A 13819-nucleotide genomic window follows, 5' to 3' on the forward strand; every position below is an offset into this window, starting at 1 on the left:
ATGGAGCCATTGTACGGCGGCTTTGCAGGCTTATAATTCACTCGAACTAAGCCTATTAGTTACTTCAATTTAATAATCGGAAACGCCATGAACCATCTCTCCGACCTCGCTTTTTTCAATATCCTGGTCAAGCAAGGCAGCCTCGCCGCCGTCGCCCGCGAACTTGGCGTGACGCCGCCGGCAGTGACCAAACGGCTGGCGAACCTGGAGCGGCGACTCGGGGTGCGGCTGCTCAATCGCACTACGCGCACCATGAGCGTGACGCACGAAGGCGAGATCTACCTGGCCGAGGGCGCGCGCATCCTGGCCGAGATCGAAGAACTGGAACAGACCGTCAGCCGCAGCCGCGCAGTCCCGAAGGGATTGCTGCGCATCAATGCGAGTTTCGGCTTCGGCCGCAAATATGTCGGTCCGGTGGTGGCCGACTTCGCCAGGCGCCATCCCGAGGTCGAGGTGCAATTGCAGTTGTCGGAGCGCGCGCTCAACCTGGCCGACCAGGCTTACGACATCGGCATCCGCGTCGGCGAGCTGCCGGACGCGCGCATCATCGCGCGCAAGATCGCGTCCAACCGGCGGGTACTGTGCGCAGCCCCGGCCTACCTCAAGACGATGGCGGCGCCGGCGGTGCCGCGCGACCTGCAAAAGCACAAATGCATCGTACTGCGCGAAAACGAAGCCGCCTACGGCGCCTGGCACCTGAGCCGCGGCAAGCGCAGCGAGGGCGTCAAGGTGCGCGGCCCGCTCAGCACCAACGACGGCGAAATCGCGCTGGCCTGGGCGCTGGCCGGGCACGGCATCCTGATGCGCTCGGAGTGGGACGTGGCGCCCTACCTGCGCTCAGGACGTTTGCGGGAAGTACTGGCCGACTGGTCGCTGCCGGACTCCGACATCTATGCGGTGTATCCGGAACGGCTGAATCTGTCGGCCAAGGTCAGCGCCTTCGTCGACTTCATCGCAGCGCGTTTCAGCACGCATCTGCATAAGGGCAACGAGCAGCAATCGGCGTGGTAGGAACGCCTTTGTTCAGGCTTGCCACACGCCATAGCCGGCTTCGCGCAGGCCGATCGCCAGTTCCACTTCCATGTCGCGTGCGCCGTCATAAGGCATCGGGTTGTACATTTCGTACAGCTTGGGCAGCAGGCGCAAGCCGAAGTCGCGCACGTAGCGGTTGGACTGGATGCCGGCCTTGTGCTTGTCGAAACGCAGGTCGACGTTAAGACCGGTCATGCCAACGTAGACGCAGGGCTTGCCGGTCACATAGTCAGGGTTGGCCTTGCGGAAGCGCGCCTCGTACAACACGTCGGTCGACAATTCGATGACGTAGACGGAGTAGTGATAGCGGCGCGCCATGGTGAAAAAATCAGGACCGGTCAGGAATGCGCTGCACCCGGACCGGCGCTCGCAGCGGACCTGCCTGGCACGGTCACCAGCAGCATGCCGGCCAATGCGACCGCGAAGGCGGCCAGCTGGATCACGGTCAATTGCTCGCCCAGCGCCAGCACACCGACCAGCGCGGTGCTGACCGGCAGCATCACGGTGAACACGCCGGCGCGCGCGGCCGGTACCGACTTGAGTCCGGTCATCCAGAGCCAGACGCTCCAGACGCTGGCGGCCAGCGCGTAGAACACCAGCAACAGCCAGATGCCCTTGTGCACGGCGGCGAAATCGAATTGCAGCGCGGTATAGAACCCGAACGGCGTCATCAGCACCAGTCCCCACAGATTGATGATAGAGCTGATGCGCTTGGGACTGAGCACGGCGGTGAGCTTCTTGCCGATCACGGCATACGAGGCTTCGCACAATACGGCGGCGAACACCAGCATGTTGCCGAGCCAGGCCTGATGGGCGGCATCGGTGCCGGCGGCATCCAGGCTTGAGGCGTGCGGATTCTTGGCCAGCGACAGCAGCCCGATGCCGATCGCACCGCAGGCCACAGCCATCCAGACGCGCGCGCCGATGCGTTCGCGCAGGAAGATCCAGCTCATCAATGCCACCGCCGCCGGGATCACCGACATGATCACGCCGGCTGACACGGCGCTGGTCATGCTGACGCCGCTGATCATGCAAATCGTGAACAGGAAATTGCCGAGGAAGGATTCGAGGAACACCAGCACCCGCGTGCGCGGTGTCAGCGGCGCTTCGTTGGCGGGCTTCTTCAGCCAGCGCAGCATCGCTACCGCGCCTATGCCAAAGCGCAGCCAGGCCAGCAGAAACACCGGCAGCGCCGCCGCCAACGGCTTGGTCAATGCGACGTACGCGCCCACCATGGACATGCTGAGGGCGAGGCAGGCATAGGCCATCAGGCGGCCGGGAGTGTAATTCATGGATGCGGGCTGGCGTCGGTTGGCTTTCTCCAGGGAAAGCAGCCCTGCATTCTAACGTGGGCGCGCCTCGATTGCAGGCTGGCGGCAGGGTGGGCCGTGATCCTCGCCAACCTGGTAAGAATTGTAAGCAAGTAATGCCGGGGCTTTTCTTCGTCCGAAAATAGAATATATTCGAATCGTGGCGAGAAATAAGATGCGCCTCAACTGAAAGGACATCATCATGATCAGCAAGAAAATCATCCCTGCCCTGCTTGTTACCGCAGTGTTGGCAGCATCGGTTTCGACTTCGGCCTCGGCACGTGACCACGGCGGCAACAACGGCCTGGCGATCGCCGCCGGTGTCATCGGCGCAGTCGCGATCGGCTCGATGATCGCCAACGCCAATTCGGGCCCTAGCTATGCACCACAACCGGTGTATCAGCAAGCGCCGCAGCCGGTGTATTACCAGCAGCCGCAGCAGGTCTACTATCAACCTGCGCCAGTTTATGTGCGCCCTGCCCCGGTCTACGTTGAGCGCGAATATCGCGAACGTCCGGTCTACCGTGAATACCGTCGCGAGTATCGCGACGTGTACTACAGCCGCTAAGCAGACTTAAGCAGCACGTCCCTTCGGGGAAGTACCGGCCGGAGACGGCAGACACAGTGAGTGTTTGCCGTCTCCGGCTTTTTATTGTCCCGACTTGTCCATCGCCGGCCTTGTGCAATCCCGATTCATTCCCAGATAGCCGTGAACTCAGGGAATGTAGAACTCATTTCACAAATGGGTGTGAGATGCGTTCTTCGCAGAAAAGGCACTGGCAAGGATGTAGCAGGGGCTTCGTGCAGCATGTTGCACCCTTGCAGGGTACAACGCGGCCAGCGCCCTTTCTTGGAAGAACCTGTAGGGAGCGGCCTGTTTGGGCGATCTGCAGCGTGACGAATCCGGGTCAAGACGCCCAGTCTTGACCCGGATTCGCGCCTTGCATCTCATCCCAAACAGGACACGCTCGCTCGCATTCACACCTATTTATGAAATGAGTTCTCTATGAACGTCCTCATCTTCGGCGCCACCGGCATGGTCGGCCAGGGCCTGCTGCGCGAATGCCTGCGCGATCCCGCCATCACCACCGTGCAAGTGGTCGGACGCACGCCGGTCGGCGTCCAGCATCCCAAGCTGAAAGAACTGCTGGTCCCTGACCTGTTCCGCTACGACGCGGTCGAAGAACAGCTGCGCGGTTTCGACGCCTGCTTCTTCTGCCTCGGCGTGTCGGCCGGCGGCAAGAGCGAAGCTGAGTACACCCGCATCACCTACGACCTCACCATGGCGGCGGCGCAAACGCTGTGCCGGCTCAATCCGCAGATGAGTTTCTCCTACGTTTCTGGTGCCGGCACCGACAGCACCGAGCGCGGCAGCGTAATGTGGGCGCGTGTCAAGGGCAAGACCGAGAACGCGCTGCTGGCGCTGCCGTTCAAGGCGGCGCATATGTTCCGTCCCGGCGCGATCCAGCCGATGCACGGCGAAGTCTCGAAGACACCCGCCTACCGCTGGTTCTACCTGTTAGCCGGACCGCTGCTGTCGCTGTTGCGCGGAATGTTCCCACGCCACATCACCACCACCGAACAACTGGGGCGCGCCATGATCAATGTCCTCAAGCGAGGTCAGGCCTCCGGCATCATCCACAACGCGGACATTGCCGCACTGGCATGACCGATCGACAATAACTTGATTTGCCGCTAATGCGTTGCGCTGTCTGCAGCGCATTTCGGCACGAAAATCAGTTGTTGTCCTACAGAAATGGCCGCCATCACGGGCCTAAAATGGATCATCTTCATTTCCGCACCGGTGATCCGTGATGAGCAAAAAGGTCGATTACCCCGTTTCCGACATCCGCCATTATCTTGAGCCCGGCCCGATTGTGCTGGTGACATCGCGCTGGCAGGACGAGACCGACGTGATGACGCTGGGCTGGCATACCGTGATGGAATTCACGCCCTCGCTGGTGGGTTGCATCATCGCCGCCGGCAATCACAGCTTCGAACTGATCCGCAGCAGCCGCGAATGCGTGATCAACATCCCCACCGCCGACATGCTCGACACCGTTGCCGACATCGGCAACTGTTCCGGCGCCGAGGTCGACAAATTCTCGCGCTTCGGCTTGCACACCAGCGCGGCCACAAAAGTCAAAGCGCCGCTGCTGGACGACTGCTTCGTCAGTCTCGAGTGCAAGCTTTACGATGATTGCCTGATCGATACCTACAACTACTTCATCTTCGAAGTGGTCAAGGCGCATGCCGCGCCTTCGCCGAAATATCCTCAGACCGTGCACTACACCGGCGACGGCCAGTTCCGTGAAGCTGGACGCAACGTCAGCCGACGCGGCCGCTTCATGCCGCAAAATCTTTAGCCGCAAAAATCCGCGCCAAACAAAAAGGCCGCACAGCAGTGCGGCCTTTTTTACGACGACTTTTTAATCACGCTCAGGCATCGACGCCATGTTCCAGGCGACGCGGTGCAGGCGACACCAGGCGCACGGCCGGCGGCGTGATGTCGATGGCGCGCTTGGCCGATTGCGAGGCGGCGGTCGTCACCAGACGCGCGGCGTCGAGCTTGAACACGCTGACCACCTGCTCCAGCGTCTCGGCCTGATCCTGCAGAGCCTGCGCGGCGGCGGCGGCTTCTTCCACCAGCGCGGCGTTCTGTTGCGTGACGTCGTCCATTTGCGACACGGCCTGGTTGACCTGACTGATGCCGCTGCTTTGCTCTTCGCTAGCGCTGGCGATCTCGCCGACGATGTCGGTGACCTTCTGCACGCTGGTGACGATATCGCTCATGGTGGTGCCGGCCTGCTGCACCAGCTTGCTGCCGGAGCCGACCTTGTCGACCGAGTCGTCGATCAGGGTCTTGATTTCCTTGGCGGCGGCGGCCGAGCGCTGCGCCAGGCTGCGCACTTCGGAGGCGACCACGGCAAAGCCGCGGCCCTGCTCGCCGGCGCGCGCCGCTTCGACCGCCGCGTTCAACGCCAGGATGTTGGTCTGGAAGGCGATGCCGTCAATCACGCTGATGATGTCGACGATCTTGCGCGAGGATTCGTTGATCGAGTTCATCGTGTCGACCACCTGGCGCACCACGTCGCCGCCTTGCGAGGCGATGGTCGACGCCGACAGCGCCAGCTGGTTGGCCTGCTTGGCGTTCTCGGTGTTTTGCTTGACCACCGAGGTCAGCTGCTCGAGGCTGGATGCAGTTTCCTCCAGCGAAGCGGCTTGCTGTTCGGTGCGCGACGACAGGTCGGTGTTGCCGACGGCGATCTGTTTGGCGGCGACGCTGACCGAGTCGGTTGAAGTGCGCACGGTGCCGATGACGTCGACGATGCGCGCGCGCAGCTTGTTGAAGGCAGTGGCGGCGTGGCCGATCTCGTCCATGCGATCGACCTTCATCGGCTGCGACAAGTCGAGCGAGGCGCTGACTTCTTCAAACGTGTTGCGGATGTTGCGCAGGCTGCCGCTGATGTTGCGGTACAGGGTCAGCGCCAGCGTGCCGGTCAACAGGAAGGCCACGACGATGACCGCGACCATGCTCTTGAACGCGAACTCGTACGCGGCGACGCTCTCGGCGCGCACGTTGTCGACCAGCTTGCCGTTGTAGGCGATGTGATCGTCGATGCCTTTCTTGACGCCGGCGGCGGACAGCGCCAACGGGCTGCCGGCCACCAGTGTGGCGCGCACGCCGTCCATGTCGCCCGCATGCGCGGCGGCGAAGAACGGGATCAGCGCCTTGCGATAGGCTTCCATGTTGACCTTGTCGGCTTCCAGCATCTTGCGATCGGTGTCGTCGAAAATCTGTTCTTTTTCATACTTGGCGACAACGTCGTCGAAGGCCTTGTTGGCGTCGGCCACGGCTTTGTCCAGTGCGGTCTTGTCGCTCAGGTTGGAGAACACGGAGAGGCGATAACCGGCCAGGCGCGTGTCGGCGAGGAAGCCCTTGGCGGCATTGAGGCCGCTGATGCTCGGGATAATGCGGTTCTGTACGGTGTCGAAGCGTTGCTGCGCGCGCTGCAGCTGCCAGAGGCCGTCGACGCCGACAAACAGGAGCGCCAGCAAGGCCACCGAGAGAGTGAGAATAAGGCGTTTGGTGATCGTCATGGTCGTGTCATTTCTCAAAAAGTGAATGGAATCCGCGGCTTCGTGGGCTGCGGTGCTGGCGTTGTCTCCTCCTGTGGGAGGCGATGCTGGCGATTCCGGTGTTGCTGTTATTGACTGCGGTGTTGCGGATTTTTGTGTGTTGCCTGTCTGGTCCTACGCCGCCATCGGAGCGCCTTCAAAGGCGTCCTGCAGCGATTCGCCGTGTTCGTGGCAAAACGCCTTGCCGGCGCGGTAGCCGACGTCGAACAACAGCTGCATGTTCGACGCCGACCAGTCCAGCACCTCCGGCCAGTGCTCGTCGGGGATGCCGCTCATGAGGTCGACCTTGAGCAGGCGGCGCAGCGGTTCGCCGGTGTCCGGATGCGTATTGTGTTCGAGTTCGAACAGGCGCATCTCGGTCTTGGAAATCTTCACCAGCGGCGTGATGATGGAACGCACCCAGGCGTCGTAGAGATTGCGCGGCTTGCGGATCAGGCGGTCCTCGCCGAGGATGTCGAGCACCACCAGCGTGTCGACGTCGTCGTGCTGTCCGCCGGTCATCAGGGGATTGAAATTGAGCGTGTCGAGCGCGGCGCCTTCAATGTAGTCGTCGCCGTCGATCTCGGTCGGCGGATACAGGAACGGGAACGACAAGGCGGCGCGTACATGGATCGGCGCGATCTCATCCTTGTCCCAGACCTGCATCTCGGCCTTGCTCATGTTGTAGGCGTTGATGTAGAACTCCGGCTTCATGCGCGCGATGGCGTCGAAGTCGATCGCCTGTTCGAGGAAGGGATGATGCGCACACAGGCCCAGGCTCTTGGACGACAGGTCCGACGGCGACATCGCCGACAGCATCAGGTGCATCCAGTCGTTCCATGCGCCCGAGGCTTCGGCGAAGCGCTGCGTGAAGACGTCGAGGAAAGGATTTGCCGGCATGCCCGAAGCTGCGGCCATGTTCGGCAAGCCGGCCAGCGGCGGCATCTGTGGCATCTGCGGCGGCACCTGGTCGCGGAAACTGCGCGCCCCCTGGCCCGGCTTGTTGAAAATCTTGTAATTGACCGGGAACATCTTGTAGATGCTGTCGGCGACGCCGACCTCGGCCCAGCGCACCAGCGCTTCGCGCGGCGTGCAGTCCAACGGCGCCTGATACAGCAAACCCATCAGCACGCCGGCGCCGGACGCCGAGATCACGTCGAACTCGATGCCCTCGTCGAGGAACGCCGTCAGCGCGCCTGCGATCAAGGTCGAATTCGGCGCGCCGCCACCGATCACCAATGCTTTTTTTCCCGCCCTGTACTGATTGGTCATGTGAGCCTCTCAGATTTCCCGTTGTGTTTTTTGGAGCAGCGCCCCTTTTGTGGAAAAGGAATGATGCACTGCAAAATTTTCTGTCTGAGGGAAATATAGCCGCAAAGAAACTGGACGGAAGGGACTGGAGAGATTTAATTAACGCATATCAGGTATTCAACGAATGGATATCGTCGGCGCGACAAGGCTTTGCACGATATTGACGATTTGACATGTACGTAATAACGGAGAACTTCTGTCACGCTGCCGTTCACATGTCATGCCTCTGTCATGGTTCAAATGAAACGGCCGCGCCTTCTTGCGAAAGACGCGGCCGGAAATTGCAGCGCAACAGCAGCGTGGATTGCCGCGTGCTTATTTACCCCAGCGCAGCACCAACGGATCGAGACGACGCGCGATCTTGATCAGGCCTTCGCGCGTGGCCGGATGCATTGCCGCCAGCGGATGGCGCACGGCGTCGGACTTGATGATGCCGCCTTCCTTCATGAGGGCTTTGCACGAGGCCAGGCCGCCCTGGCGGTTTTCGTAGTTGATCAGCGGCAGCCATTGCTGATAGTGCTGCGCGGCCAGTTCGGTGTCGCCGGCGACGTAGGCATCGAGGATGCGGCGGATGCCGTCCGGATAGCCGCCGCCGGTCATCGCGCCGGTCGCGCCGGCGTCGAGGTCGGCCATCAGCGTGATGGCTTCTTCGCCGTCCCAGGGACCGACGATGGCGTCGCCGCCGAGGGCGATGATTTCACGCAGCTTGTTGGCGGCTTGCGGCACTTCGATCTTGAAGTAGGAGACGTTGGCGATCTCCTGCGCCATCTTGACCAGCAGCGTGGACGACAGCGTGGTGCCGCTGACCGGCGCATCCTGGATCATGATGGGGATGTCGATCGCGTCCGAGACTGTCTGGAAGAATTCCTGGATGCCGCGCTCGCCGACACGGATGGTGGCGCCGTGGTACGGCGGCATGATCATGACCATGGCGGCGCCCGCGTCCTGCGCGTTGCGGCTGCGCTGCGCGCAGATGCGCGAGCTGAAATGGGTTGTCGTGACGATCACCGGGATGCGGCCGGCGACGTGCTCGAGCACGGTACTGATGAGCGCATTGCGCTCGTCGTCGGTGAGCGCAAACTGCTCGGAGAAGTTGGCCAGGATGCAGATGCCGTCGGAGCCGGCGTCGATCATGAAATCGATACAGCGGCGCTGGCCTTCGAGGTCGATGTCGCCGTGGTCGTCGAAAATGGTCGGTGCGACCGGGAAGACACCGCGATAAACAGGCGTCGGCGCTGGTTTTTTCTTGCTCATTGTTTGTCTCTCTTCAGTTTGATGCGGGCTACGCCTGCTGGTGCTCGGGTGCATGCTTTTGCGGCATCAAAACGGAAGCGGTCGCAGCTGAGGCTAACGACCTTTCAACAATTGATTGACCTGCTGGAACTCCATCGGTGGGTAGTAGTAGAAGCCCTGGAAGAACTGGCATCCGATCGCTTTGAGGAATTTTTCCTGCACCAGTGTTTCGACGCCTTCGGCGACCGTGGTGCAGGAAAGAATCTTCGCCAGCGACACCACTGCACGGATAATCAGCTCACTCTTCTCGCTGATACCGATCTGCGCCACAAAAGACTGGTCTATCTTAATACTTTTCGTCGGGAAGCGACTGAGCTTCTGCAAAGACGAGTAACCGGTGCCGAAATCGTCGATGGTGATTCCGTAACCTTTGGCATTGAGCGCCTCCAGATGGCTGATGGCGAGGTTCTCGTTGCCGACCAGCCCGGTCTCGGTGATTTCGAACTCCAGGTGATCGGAACTGACGCGGTATTTCTGGCACGCGGCGTTGACCAGGTCGAGCAGATCGGCGCGCACGATGTCGATGGCCGAGAGATTGATGGCGATCGGCAGGCAGCGGCGGCCCGAGTCCAGTGTCTGGCGGATATACGCGCACACCTTGTCGACCACGAAGGCGGTGATGAAATGAATCGCGCCGCTGGCTTCCGCCACCGGGATGAATTCGGCCGGCGAGACGTCGCCCAGCGTCGGCGAGCGCCAGCGGATCAGCGCCTCGAGGCCGACGATGTCGCCGTCCTGCGTGACCTTGGGTTGATAGACCAGGCGCAGTTCGTTTTCACGCAGCGCCATCACGATCGACTGCTCGATACTCAGGCGCCGCCGGATCAGCGCGGCTGCCTCGTCGTCGAAGACGGTGATGTCCTGGGTGCCGGAGCGGCGTGCCGAATCCAACGCCAGTTTGCCGCGTTGGATCAACTCGTCGCCGCCGGTTTCGCCCGGCCGCGAGAAGGCCATTGCCATCGACACCTGCACCGGATGACGCTCGCCGCCGACCAGCAATTCTAGCGGCAGGCTGCGCCGGATGTGCTCGATCTGGGGGATGGCGTCGCGACTGGCGTGACTGGTCTCGACCGTGAAGCAGAACACCACGCTGCGCAGCCGTGCGATCAGGCTGCCATCCGGCAGCAGCCGGCGCAGCGCATCGGCGAAGGCCACGATCAGCGCATCGCCGGCAGCGCTGCCGTGGGCGTCGTTGACGTACTTGATGCTGTCAAGACGGATCACCACCAGCGCCAGCTGGCGACGCGGCGACATGGCGCCCATCAGCTCCTCGAGTTGCCGTTGCAGCAGGTCGCGGTTGGGCAATCGCGTCAGCTGGTCATGGTTGCTGAGGAAGGTTTCGCGCTCCTTGCTGCGGTCGAGCGCTTCTTCGATGCGGCGCTGCTGCGAGATATCGCGCAGCAGCACGATGTAATGCTGTTCGGAGGTCGTCGAGATATTTTCTATCGCGATGAGACGGCCATCCTTGGCGGAAAATTCCTGGCCGCGCTTGAGCGCCAGGATGTCGGCCGCCTTTTCGGCGGCGCTGCGACATTTGTGCTCGAGCAGCGCGAACAGATTTTCATCCTGGTCTTTTTGCGCTGATTTTTCAGGTGTGCGGCCAATCAGATTGTCGGCCAAGGTATTGGCCTTGAGTATGCGCCCCTGTACATCGCACAGCACGATCGCGCCACCGGCGTTTTCAAAGATTTCCTGGTACTGCGCATGGCTGCTTTCGAGCTCACTGCTGGCCGCGCGATGGCGGCGGACCGAGGCGTCCAGCGCGTGCAACAGGCGGAATACACCGAGCGGCACGCAGATGTTGAAGAACAGGAACAGCAGCGACTGAATGTAGGCGTGCGCATTGGCCAGCGGCGCGGCGAGTCCCGGGTAGACCGGCAGCGGCTCATTGCGCAGCAGCAGCATGAACGGGAAGACGTTGATCGTCATCAGCACCAGCGCCAAGCGCGAACCGAAGAAGATGCGGCCGATCAGCGGCGCCGTGTAGACGAACATGATGCCGTACTTGGCAATGTCGGAGTCATTAATGAAATACACCATGCAGAATGAAGCCGCATAAATCGTCGCGATCAGGATCGCGCTGCCGATCACGGGACGCCGTATCGATGCCAGCACGCCCAGCATCAGCGCGATGAAGAATCCGACCACGACGGCGATGATGTAGTACGCGCCGACCTTGAACGCGTCGATGGCGCTGAGCAGGCCGATGCCGAGTTCCAGCAATAGGCCGGACACCAGAATGATACGCAGCGCGCTCTCTTTCCAGACCGTGTTTTCCGCCGCGCTCAAGGCGTTTTCTTTAAGCAGTAGCCACTGGAACATTGTATTTTTTCTTTGTGTAGGTGTGGTCATGTGGAGCATGCGGAAGCACGTGCGTCGGACGCATGGCTCCCGTTACTGCCGTCGGGCACTGGTTCCTGCTGCGCTTACCTTGGCGAATGGCTGAGGAGTGGCATGCCATCGTGATCGCGGGCGGCAGCAGCGCAAGGGTAGTGCGTGCGTTGCCGGCGTCATCGGTTTGCCCGGTCGAACCCGGTTGGAAATTCGCTCTGATTGAAACCCCGTTAGTTACTAACAAAATCTAGTCCGATTTCGCATAGTCTCACAAATAATTTCCATTCGGCAATGAGAATTCACATGAGGCGATACGCTTGTCTCATTATCGACTCGCATAGAGGGGCGTGAAAGTAATTGACGATCGGGACGAAAATCACTCGCTGTATACCATTGACGGGGATACACAGCCTGAGCGCGATATGGCGTGGCTGATTGTAGGCTCGCATTCCTGACAGGTACATTACGCGCGATTACGCGGGGTCCGAACGTTGCACGTAAAAAAGCCCGCAACAGACGTCACGGGCTTTTTAGGGCTTGCCGGCCGGGAAACTGCGGCACTTCCTTCCCGGCCCGCGTTGTTGTCGCAATCTCAGCGTCAGCGCCTGAGCTTGAACACGCTGACCACCTGCGTCAGCTTGCCGGCCTGCTCCTGCAGCGACTGTGCGGCGGCAGCAGCCTGTTCCACCAGCGCGGCGTTCTGCTGCGTTACTTCGTCCATCTGGGTAATGGCGCGGTTGACTTCTTCGATGCCGGTGCTCTGTTCGGTGCTGGCCGCGCTGATCTCGGCGACGATGTCGGTCACGCGACGCACGCTGGCGACCACTTCCGCCATGGTGGCACCGGCTTGCTCGACCAGCTTGCTGCCCGAGCCGACCTTTTCCACGGAGTCGTCGATCAGCACCTTGATCTCCTTGGCTGCTGCTGCGGAACGTTGCGCGAGGCTGCGTACTTCACTTGCCACCACCGCGAAACCACGGCCTTGCTCGCCCGCACGCGCCGCTTCAACCGCAGCGTTCAGCGCCAGGATGTTGGTCTGGAACGCGATGCCGTCAATCACGCTGATGATGTCGACGATCTTGCGGGAGGACTCGTTGATCGAGCCCATGGTGTCGACCACTTGCCCGACCACCGCGCCGCCCTGTTGCGCGACTTCGGACGCGGAGACGGCCAGCTGGTTGGCCTGGCGGGCGTTATCGGCATTCGCTTTCACGGTAGAGGTAAGCTCTTCCATCGCTGATGCAGTCTCTTCCAGTGAGCCCGCCTGTTGTTCCGTGCGACTCGACAGATCAAGGTTGCCGCTGGCGATTTCGGTCGATGCAGTGGCGATGGTGTCGGTGCCGATGCGCACTTCGCCGACGATGCGCAACAAGCTGTCGTTCATCATCTTCAGCGAGTGCATGAGCTGGCCGGTTTCATCCTTGCTGTCGGAACGGATGTCGGCACCGAGGTCGCCTTCGGCCACGCGCTGGGCGACATCGACAGCCTTGTTGAGCGGCACCGAAACGATGCGCGCGACCCATACCGCAAGCGCCATGGCGATCACGACAATCGCAATCAGCAGGCCGAGGATCCAGTTGCGCGCTTCGTTGAAAGTACGGTCGGCATCCGTGTTGGAACGCTCGGTGCCGTCGTCGTTGATCTTGACCAGGCCACCGAGTTGCTCGACCGCCTGACGGAACAGCTTGTTCGATTCGCCCTTGAATTGCAGGCGCGCCTCATCCTTCTGGTTGGCGCGCGAGAGCTCCATGATTTTCTTGTTCTCGGCGAGATACTTTTGCATGGTTTGCTGGAACTGCGGATAGAGCACCTTCTCTTCCGGTTCGGAGATCATCTGCTCGTACGACGCCTGGTCTTTTCGGATGATTTCCATGCGCGTCTTCATGGCTTTTTCGGCGTCGTCGTAATCTTTTTCTTCCGTCGCCAGGATGTGCTGCAACTCCGAGATACGGAAGCGCGCCATCGACGCCTGCAGTTGCAGGCCGACCTTGACGCTCGGCATCCAGTTGGTGGCGATGTCGCTCGAGGCCCGGTTGACCCTGATCAGTTCGACGATCGAGAAAGCGCCAAGTCCTGCGGTGAGGATGATGACGGCCAAAAATGACAGGACCAGCTTTTTTGCGATTTTAAGGTTGTAGAACCAGCGCATGTGATTGCCTCGGATGAAGATGGTGAAAATGGTGCGCAGCGGAAAGGACGCGCAAAGACGGCGTCGTCAATGACGGCATCGTCCCACGATGGTACGCATGCGGGCGCCTTCTTCATCGCTGAAGAAGGCGGTTGTTTACCGTTCATTTTTGCGGGAAGTCTGCTCGTAAGGGCCGTGGTTGCTGGCCTGCGAAGCGATTCAGAATTGGCGGCGAAGCATTTTCACATGGCAATGTGATCGGATGATGACGTCGTGACAAGACATCGGCGAA

Annotated in this window: 12 protein-coding genes; 5 read left to right on the forward strand and 7 right to left on the reverse strand. The window is 61.0% G+C overall.

Annotated elements, in window-relative coordinates:
- Window positions 1-87 precede the first annotated feature (87 nt).
- Window positions 88-1011, forward strand: a complete 924-nt coding sequence (locus ACIROY_RS19855) for a LysR substrate-binding domain-containing protein (RefSeq protein ID WP_402279034.1) — start codon at window positions 88-90, stop codon at window positions 1009-1011.
- Window positions 1012-1023: 12 nt separating this feature from the next.
- Here ACIROY_RS19855 and ACIROY_RS19860 read toward each other — a convergent pair whose 3' ends face one another.
- Entirely contained in the window at window positions 1024-1350 is a 327-nt protein-coding gene (locus ACIROY_RS19860; protein WP_402279032.1) for a hypothetical protein, read from the reverse strand.
- Between the two features lie 20 nt (window positions 1351-1370).
- Window positions 1371-2324: a DMT family transporter gene (locus ACIROY_RS19865; protein ID WP_402279030.1), complete on the reverse strand. Its 954-nt coding sequence runs from the start codon at window positions 2322-2324 to the stop codon at window positions 1371-1373.
- Between the two features lie 220 nt (window positions 2325-2544).
- On the opposite strand from ACIROY_RS19865, the gene ACIROY_RS19870 reads away from it, so the two are divergent.
- The 3 genes from ACIROY_RS19870 (at window position 2545) to ACIROY_RS19880 (ending at window position 4708) form a co-directional block, all read left to right on the forward strand.
- A complete protein-coding gene (locus ACIROY_RS19870; protein ID WP_402279028.1) occupies window positions 2545-2910 on the forward strand; it encodes a hypothetical protein in 366 nt (121 codons plus the stop codon).
- Window positions 2911-3348: 438 nt separating this feature from the next.
- Entirely contained in the window at window positions 3349-4011 is a 663-nt protein-coding gene (locus ACIROY_RS19875; RefSeq protein ID WP_402343560.1) for an NAD-dependent epimerase/dehydratase family protein, read from the forward strand.
- 145 nt (window positions 4012-4156) lie between these two features.
- Window positions 4157-4708 carry a flavin reductase family protein gene (locus ACIROY_RS19880; RefSeq protein ID WP_402279024.1) on the forward strand — a complete coding sequence of 184 codons (552 nt, stop codon included), beginning with the start codon at window positions 4157-4159 and terminating at the stop codon, window positions 4706-4708.
- A 73-nt stretch (window positions 4709-4781) separates the two neighbouring features.
- Here ACIROY_RS19880 and ACIROY_RS19885 read toward each other — a convergent pair whose 3' ends face one another.
- The 5 genes from ACIROY_RS19885 to ACIROY_RS19905 form a co-directional block, all read right to left on the reverse strand.
- Window positions 4782-6443 carry a methyl-accepting chemotaxis protein gene (locus ACIROY_RS19885; protein ID WP_402279022.1) on the reverse strand — a complete coding sequence of 554 codons (1662 nt, stop codon included), beginning with the start codon at window positions 6441-6443 and terminating at the stop codon, window positions 4782-4784.
- A gap of 153 nt (window positions 6444-6596) precedes the next feature.
- Window positions 6597-7733 (reverse strand): patatin-like phospholipase family protein, encoded by a 1137-nt coding sequence (locus tag ACIROY_RS19890; RefSeq protein ID WP_402343563.1) that lies wholly within the window; start codon window positions 7731-7733, stop codon window positions 6597-6599.
- A 354-nt stretch (window positions 7734-8087) separates the two neighbouring features.
- Window positions 8088-9026, reverse strand: a complete 939-nt coding sequence (locus ACIROY_RS19895; protein ID WP_402279018.1) for a dihydrodipicolinate synthase family protein — start codon at window positions 9024-9026, stop codon at window positions 8088-8090.
- A 93-nt stretch (window positions 9027-9119) separates the two neighbouring features.
- Entirely contained in the window at window positions 9120-11387 is a 2268-nt protein-coding gene (locus tag ACIROY_RS19900; protein WP_402279016.1) for a putative bifunctional diguanylate cyclase/phosphodiesterase, read from the reverse strand.
- 610 nt (window positions 11388-11997) lie between these two features.
- Entirely contained in the window at window positions 11998-13548 is a 1551-nt protein-coding gene (locus ACIROY_RS19905) for a methyl-accepting chemotaxis protein (RefSeq protein WP_402279015.1), read from the reverse strand.
- On the opposite strand from ACIROY_RS19905, the gene ACIROY_RS19910 reads away from it, so the two are divergent.
- A complete protein-coding gene (locus tag ACIROY_RS19910) occupies window positions 13549-13785 on the forward strand; it encodes a hypothetical protein (protein WP_402343566.1) in 237 nt (78 codons plus the stop codon). It begins immediately after the preceding gene.
- Window positions 13786-13819 lie beyond the last annotated feature (34 nt).

This window comes from Herbaspirillum sp. NPDC101396 (assembly GCF_044767365.1).
In the GTDB taxonomy this organism is placed as follows: Bacteria; Pseudomonadota; Gammaproteobacteria; order Burkholderiales; family Burkholderiaceae_D; genus Herbaspirillum.

Excerpts from the sequence above, each read along its gene's own strand:
- ACIROY_RS19870 (WP_402279028.1), top strand. The coding sequence starts at position 2,545 with ATGATCAGCAAGAAAATCATCCCTGCCCTGCTTGTTACCGCAGTGTTG.
- ACIROY_RS19885 (WP_402279022.1), bottom strand. The coding sequence starts at position 6,443 with ATGACGATCACCAAACGCCTTATTCTCACTCTCTCGGTGGCCTTGCTG.
- ACIROY_RS19905 (WP_402279015.1), bottom strand. The coding sequence starts at position 13,548 with ATGCGCTGGTTCTACAACCTTAAAATCGCAAAAAAGCTGGTCCTGTCA.
- ACIROY_RS19900 (WP_402279016.1), bottom strand. The coding sequence starts at position 11,387 with ATGTTCCAGTGGCTACTGCTTAAAGAAAACGCCTTGAGCGCGGCGGAA.
- ACIROY_RS19855 (WP_402279034.1), top strand. The coding sequence starts at position 88 with ATGAACCATCTCTCCGACCTCGCTTTTTTCAATATCCTGGTCAAGCAA.
- ACIROY_RS19860 (WP_402279032.1), bottom strand. The coding sequence starts at position 1,350 with ATGGCGCGCCGCTATCACTACTCCGTCTACGTCATCGAATTGTCGACC.
- ACIROY_RS19875 (WP_402343560.1), top strand. The coding sequence starts at position 3,349 with ATGAACGTCCTCATCTTCGGCGCCACCGGCATGGTCGGCCAGGGCCTG.
- ACIROY_RS19890 (WP_402343563.1), bottom strand. The coding sequence starts at position 7,733 with ATGACCAATCAGTACAGGGCGGGAAAAAAAGCATTGGTGATCGGTGGC.
- ACIROY_RS19865 (WP_402279030.1), bottom strand. The coding sequence starts at position 2,324 with ATGAATTACACTCCCGGCCGCCTGATGGCCTATGCCTGCCTCGCCCTC.
- ACIROY_RS19895 (WP_402279018.1), bottom strand. The coding sequence starts at position 9,026 with ATGAGCAAGAAAAAACCAGCGCCGACGCCTGTTTATCGCGGTGTCTTC.
- ACIROY_RS19880 (WP_402279024.1), top strand. The coding sequence starts at position 4,157 with ATGAGCAAAAAGGTCGATTACCCCGTTTCCGACATCCGCCATTATCTT.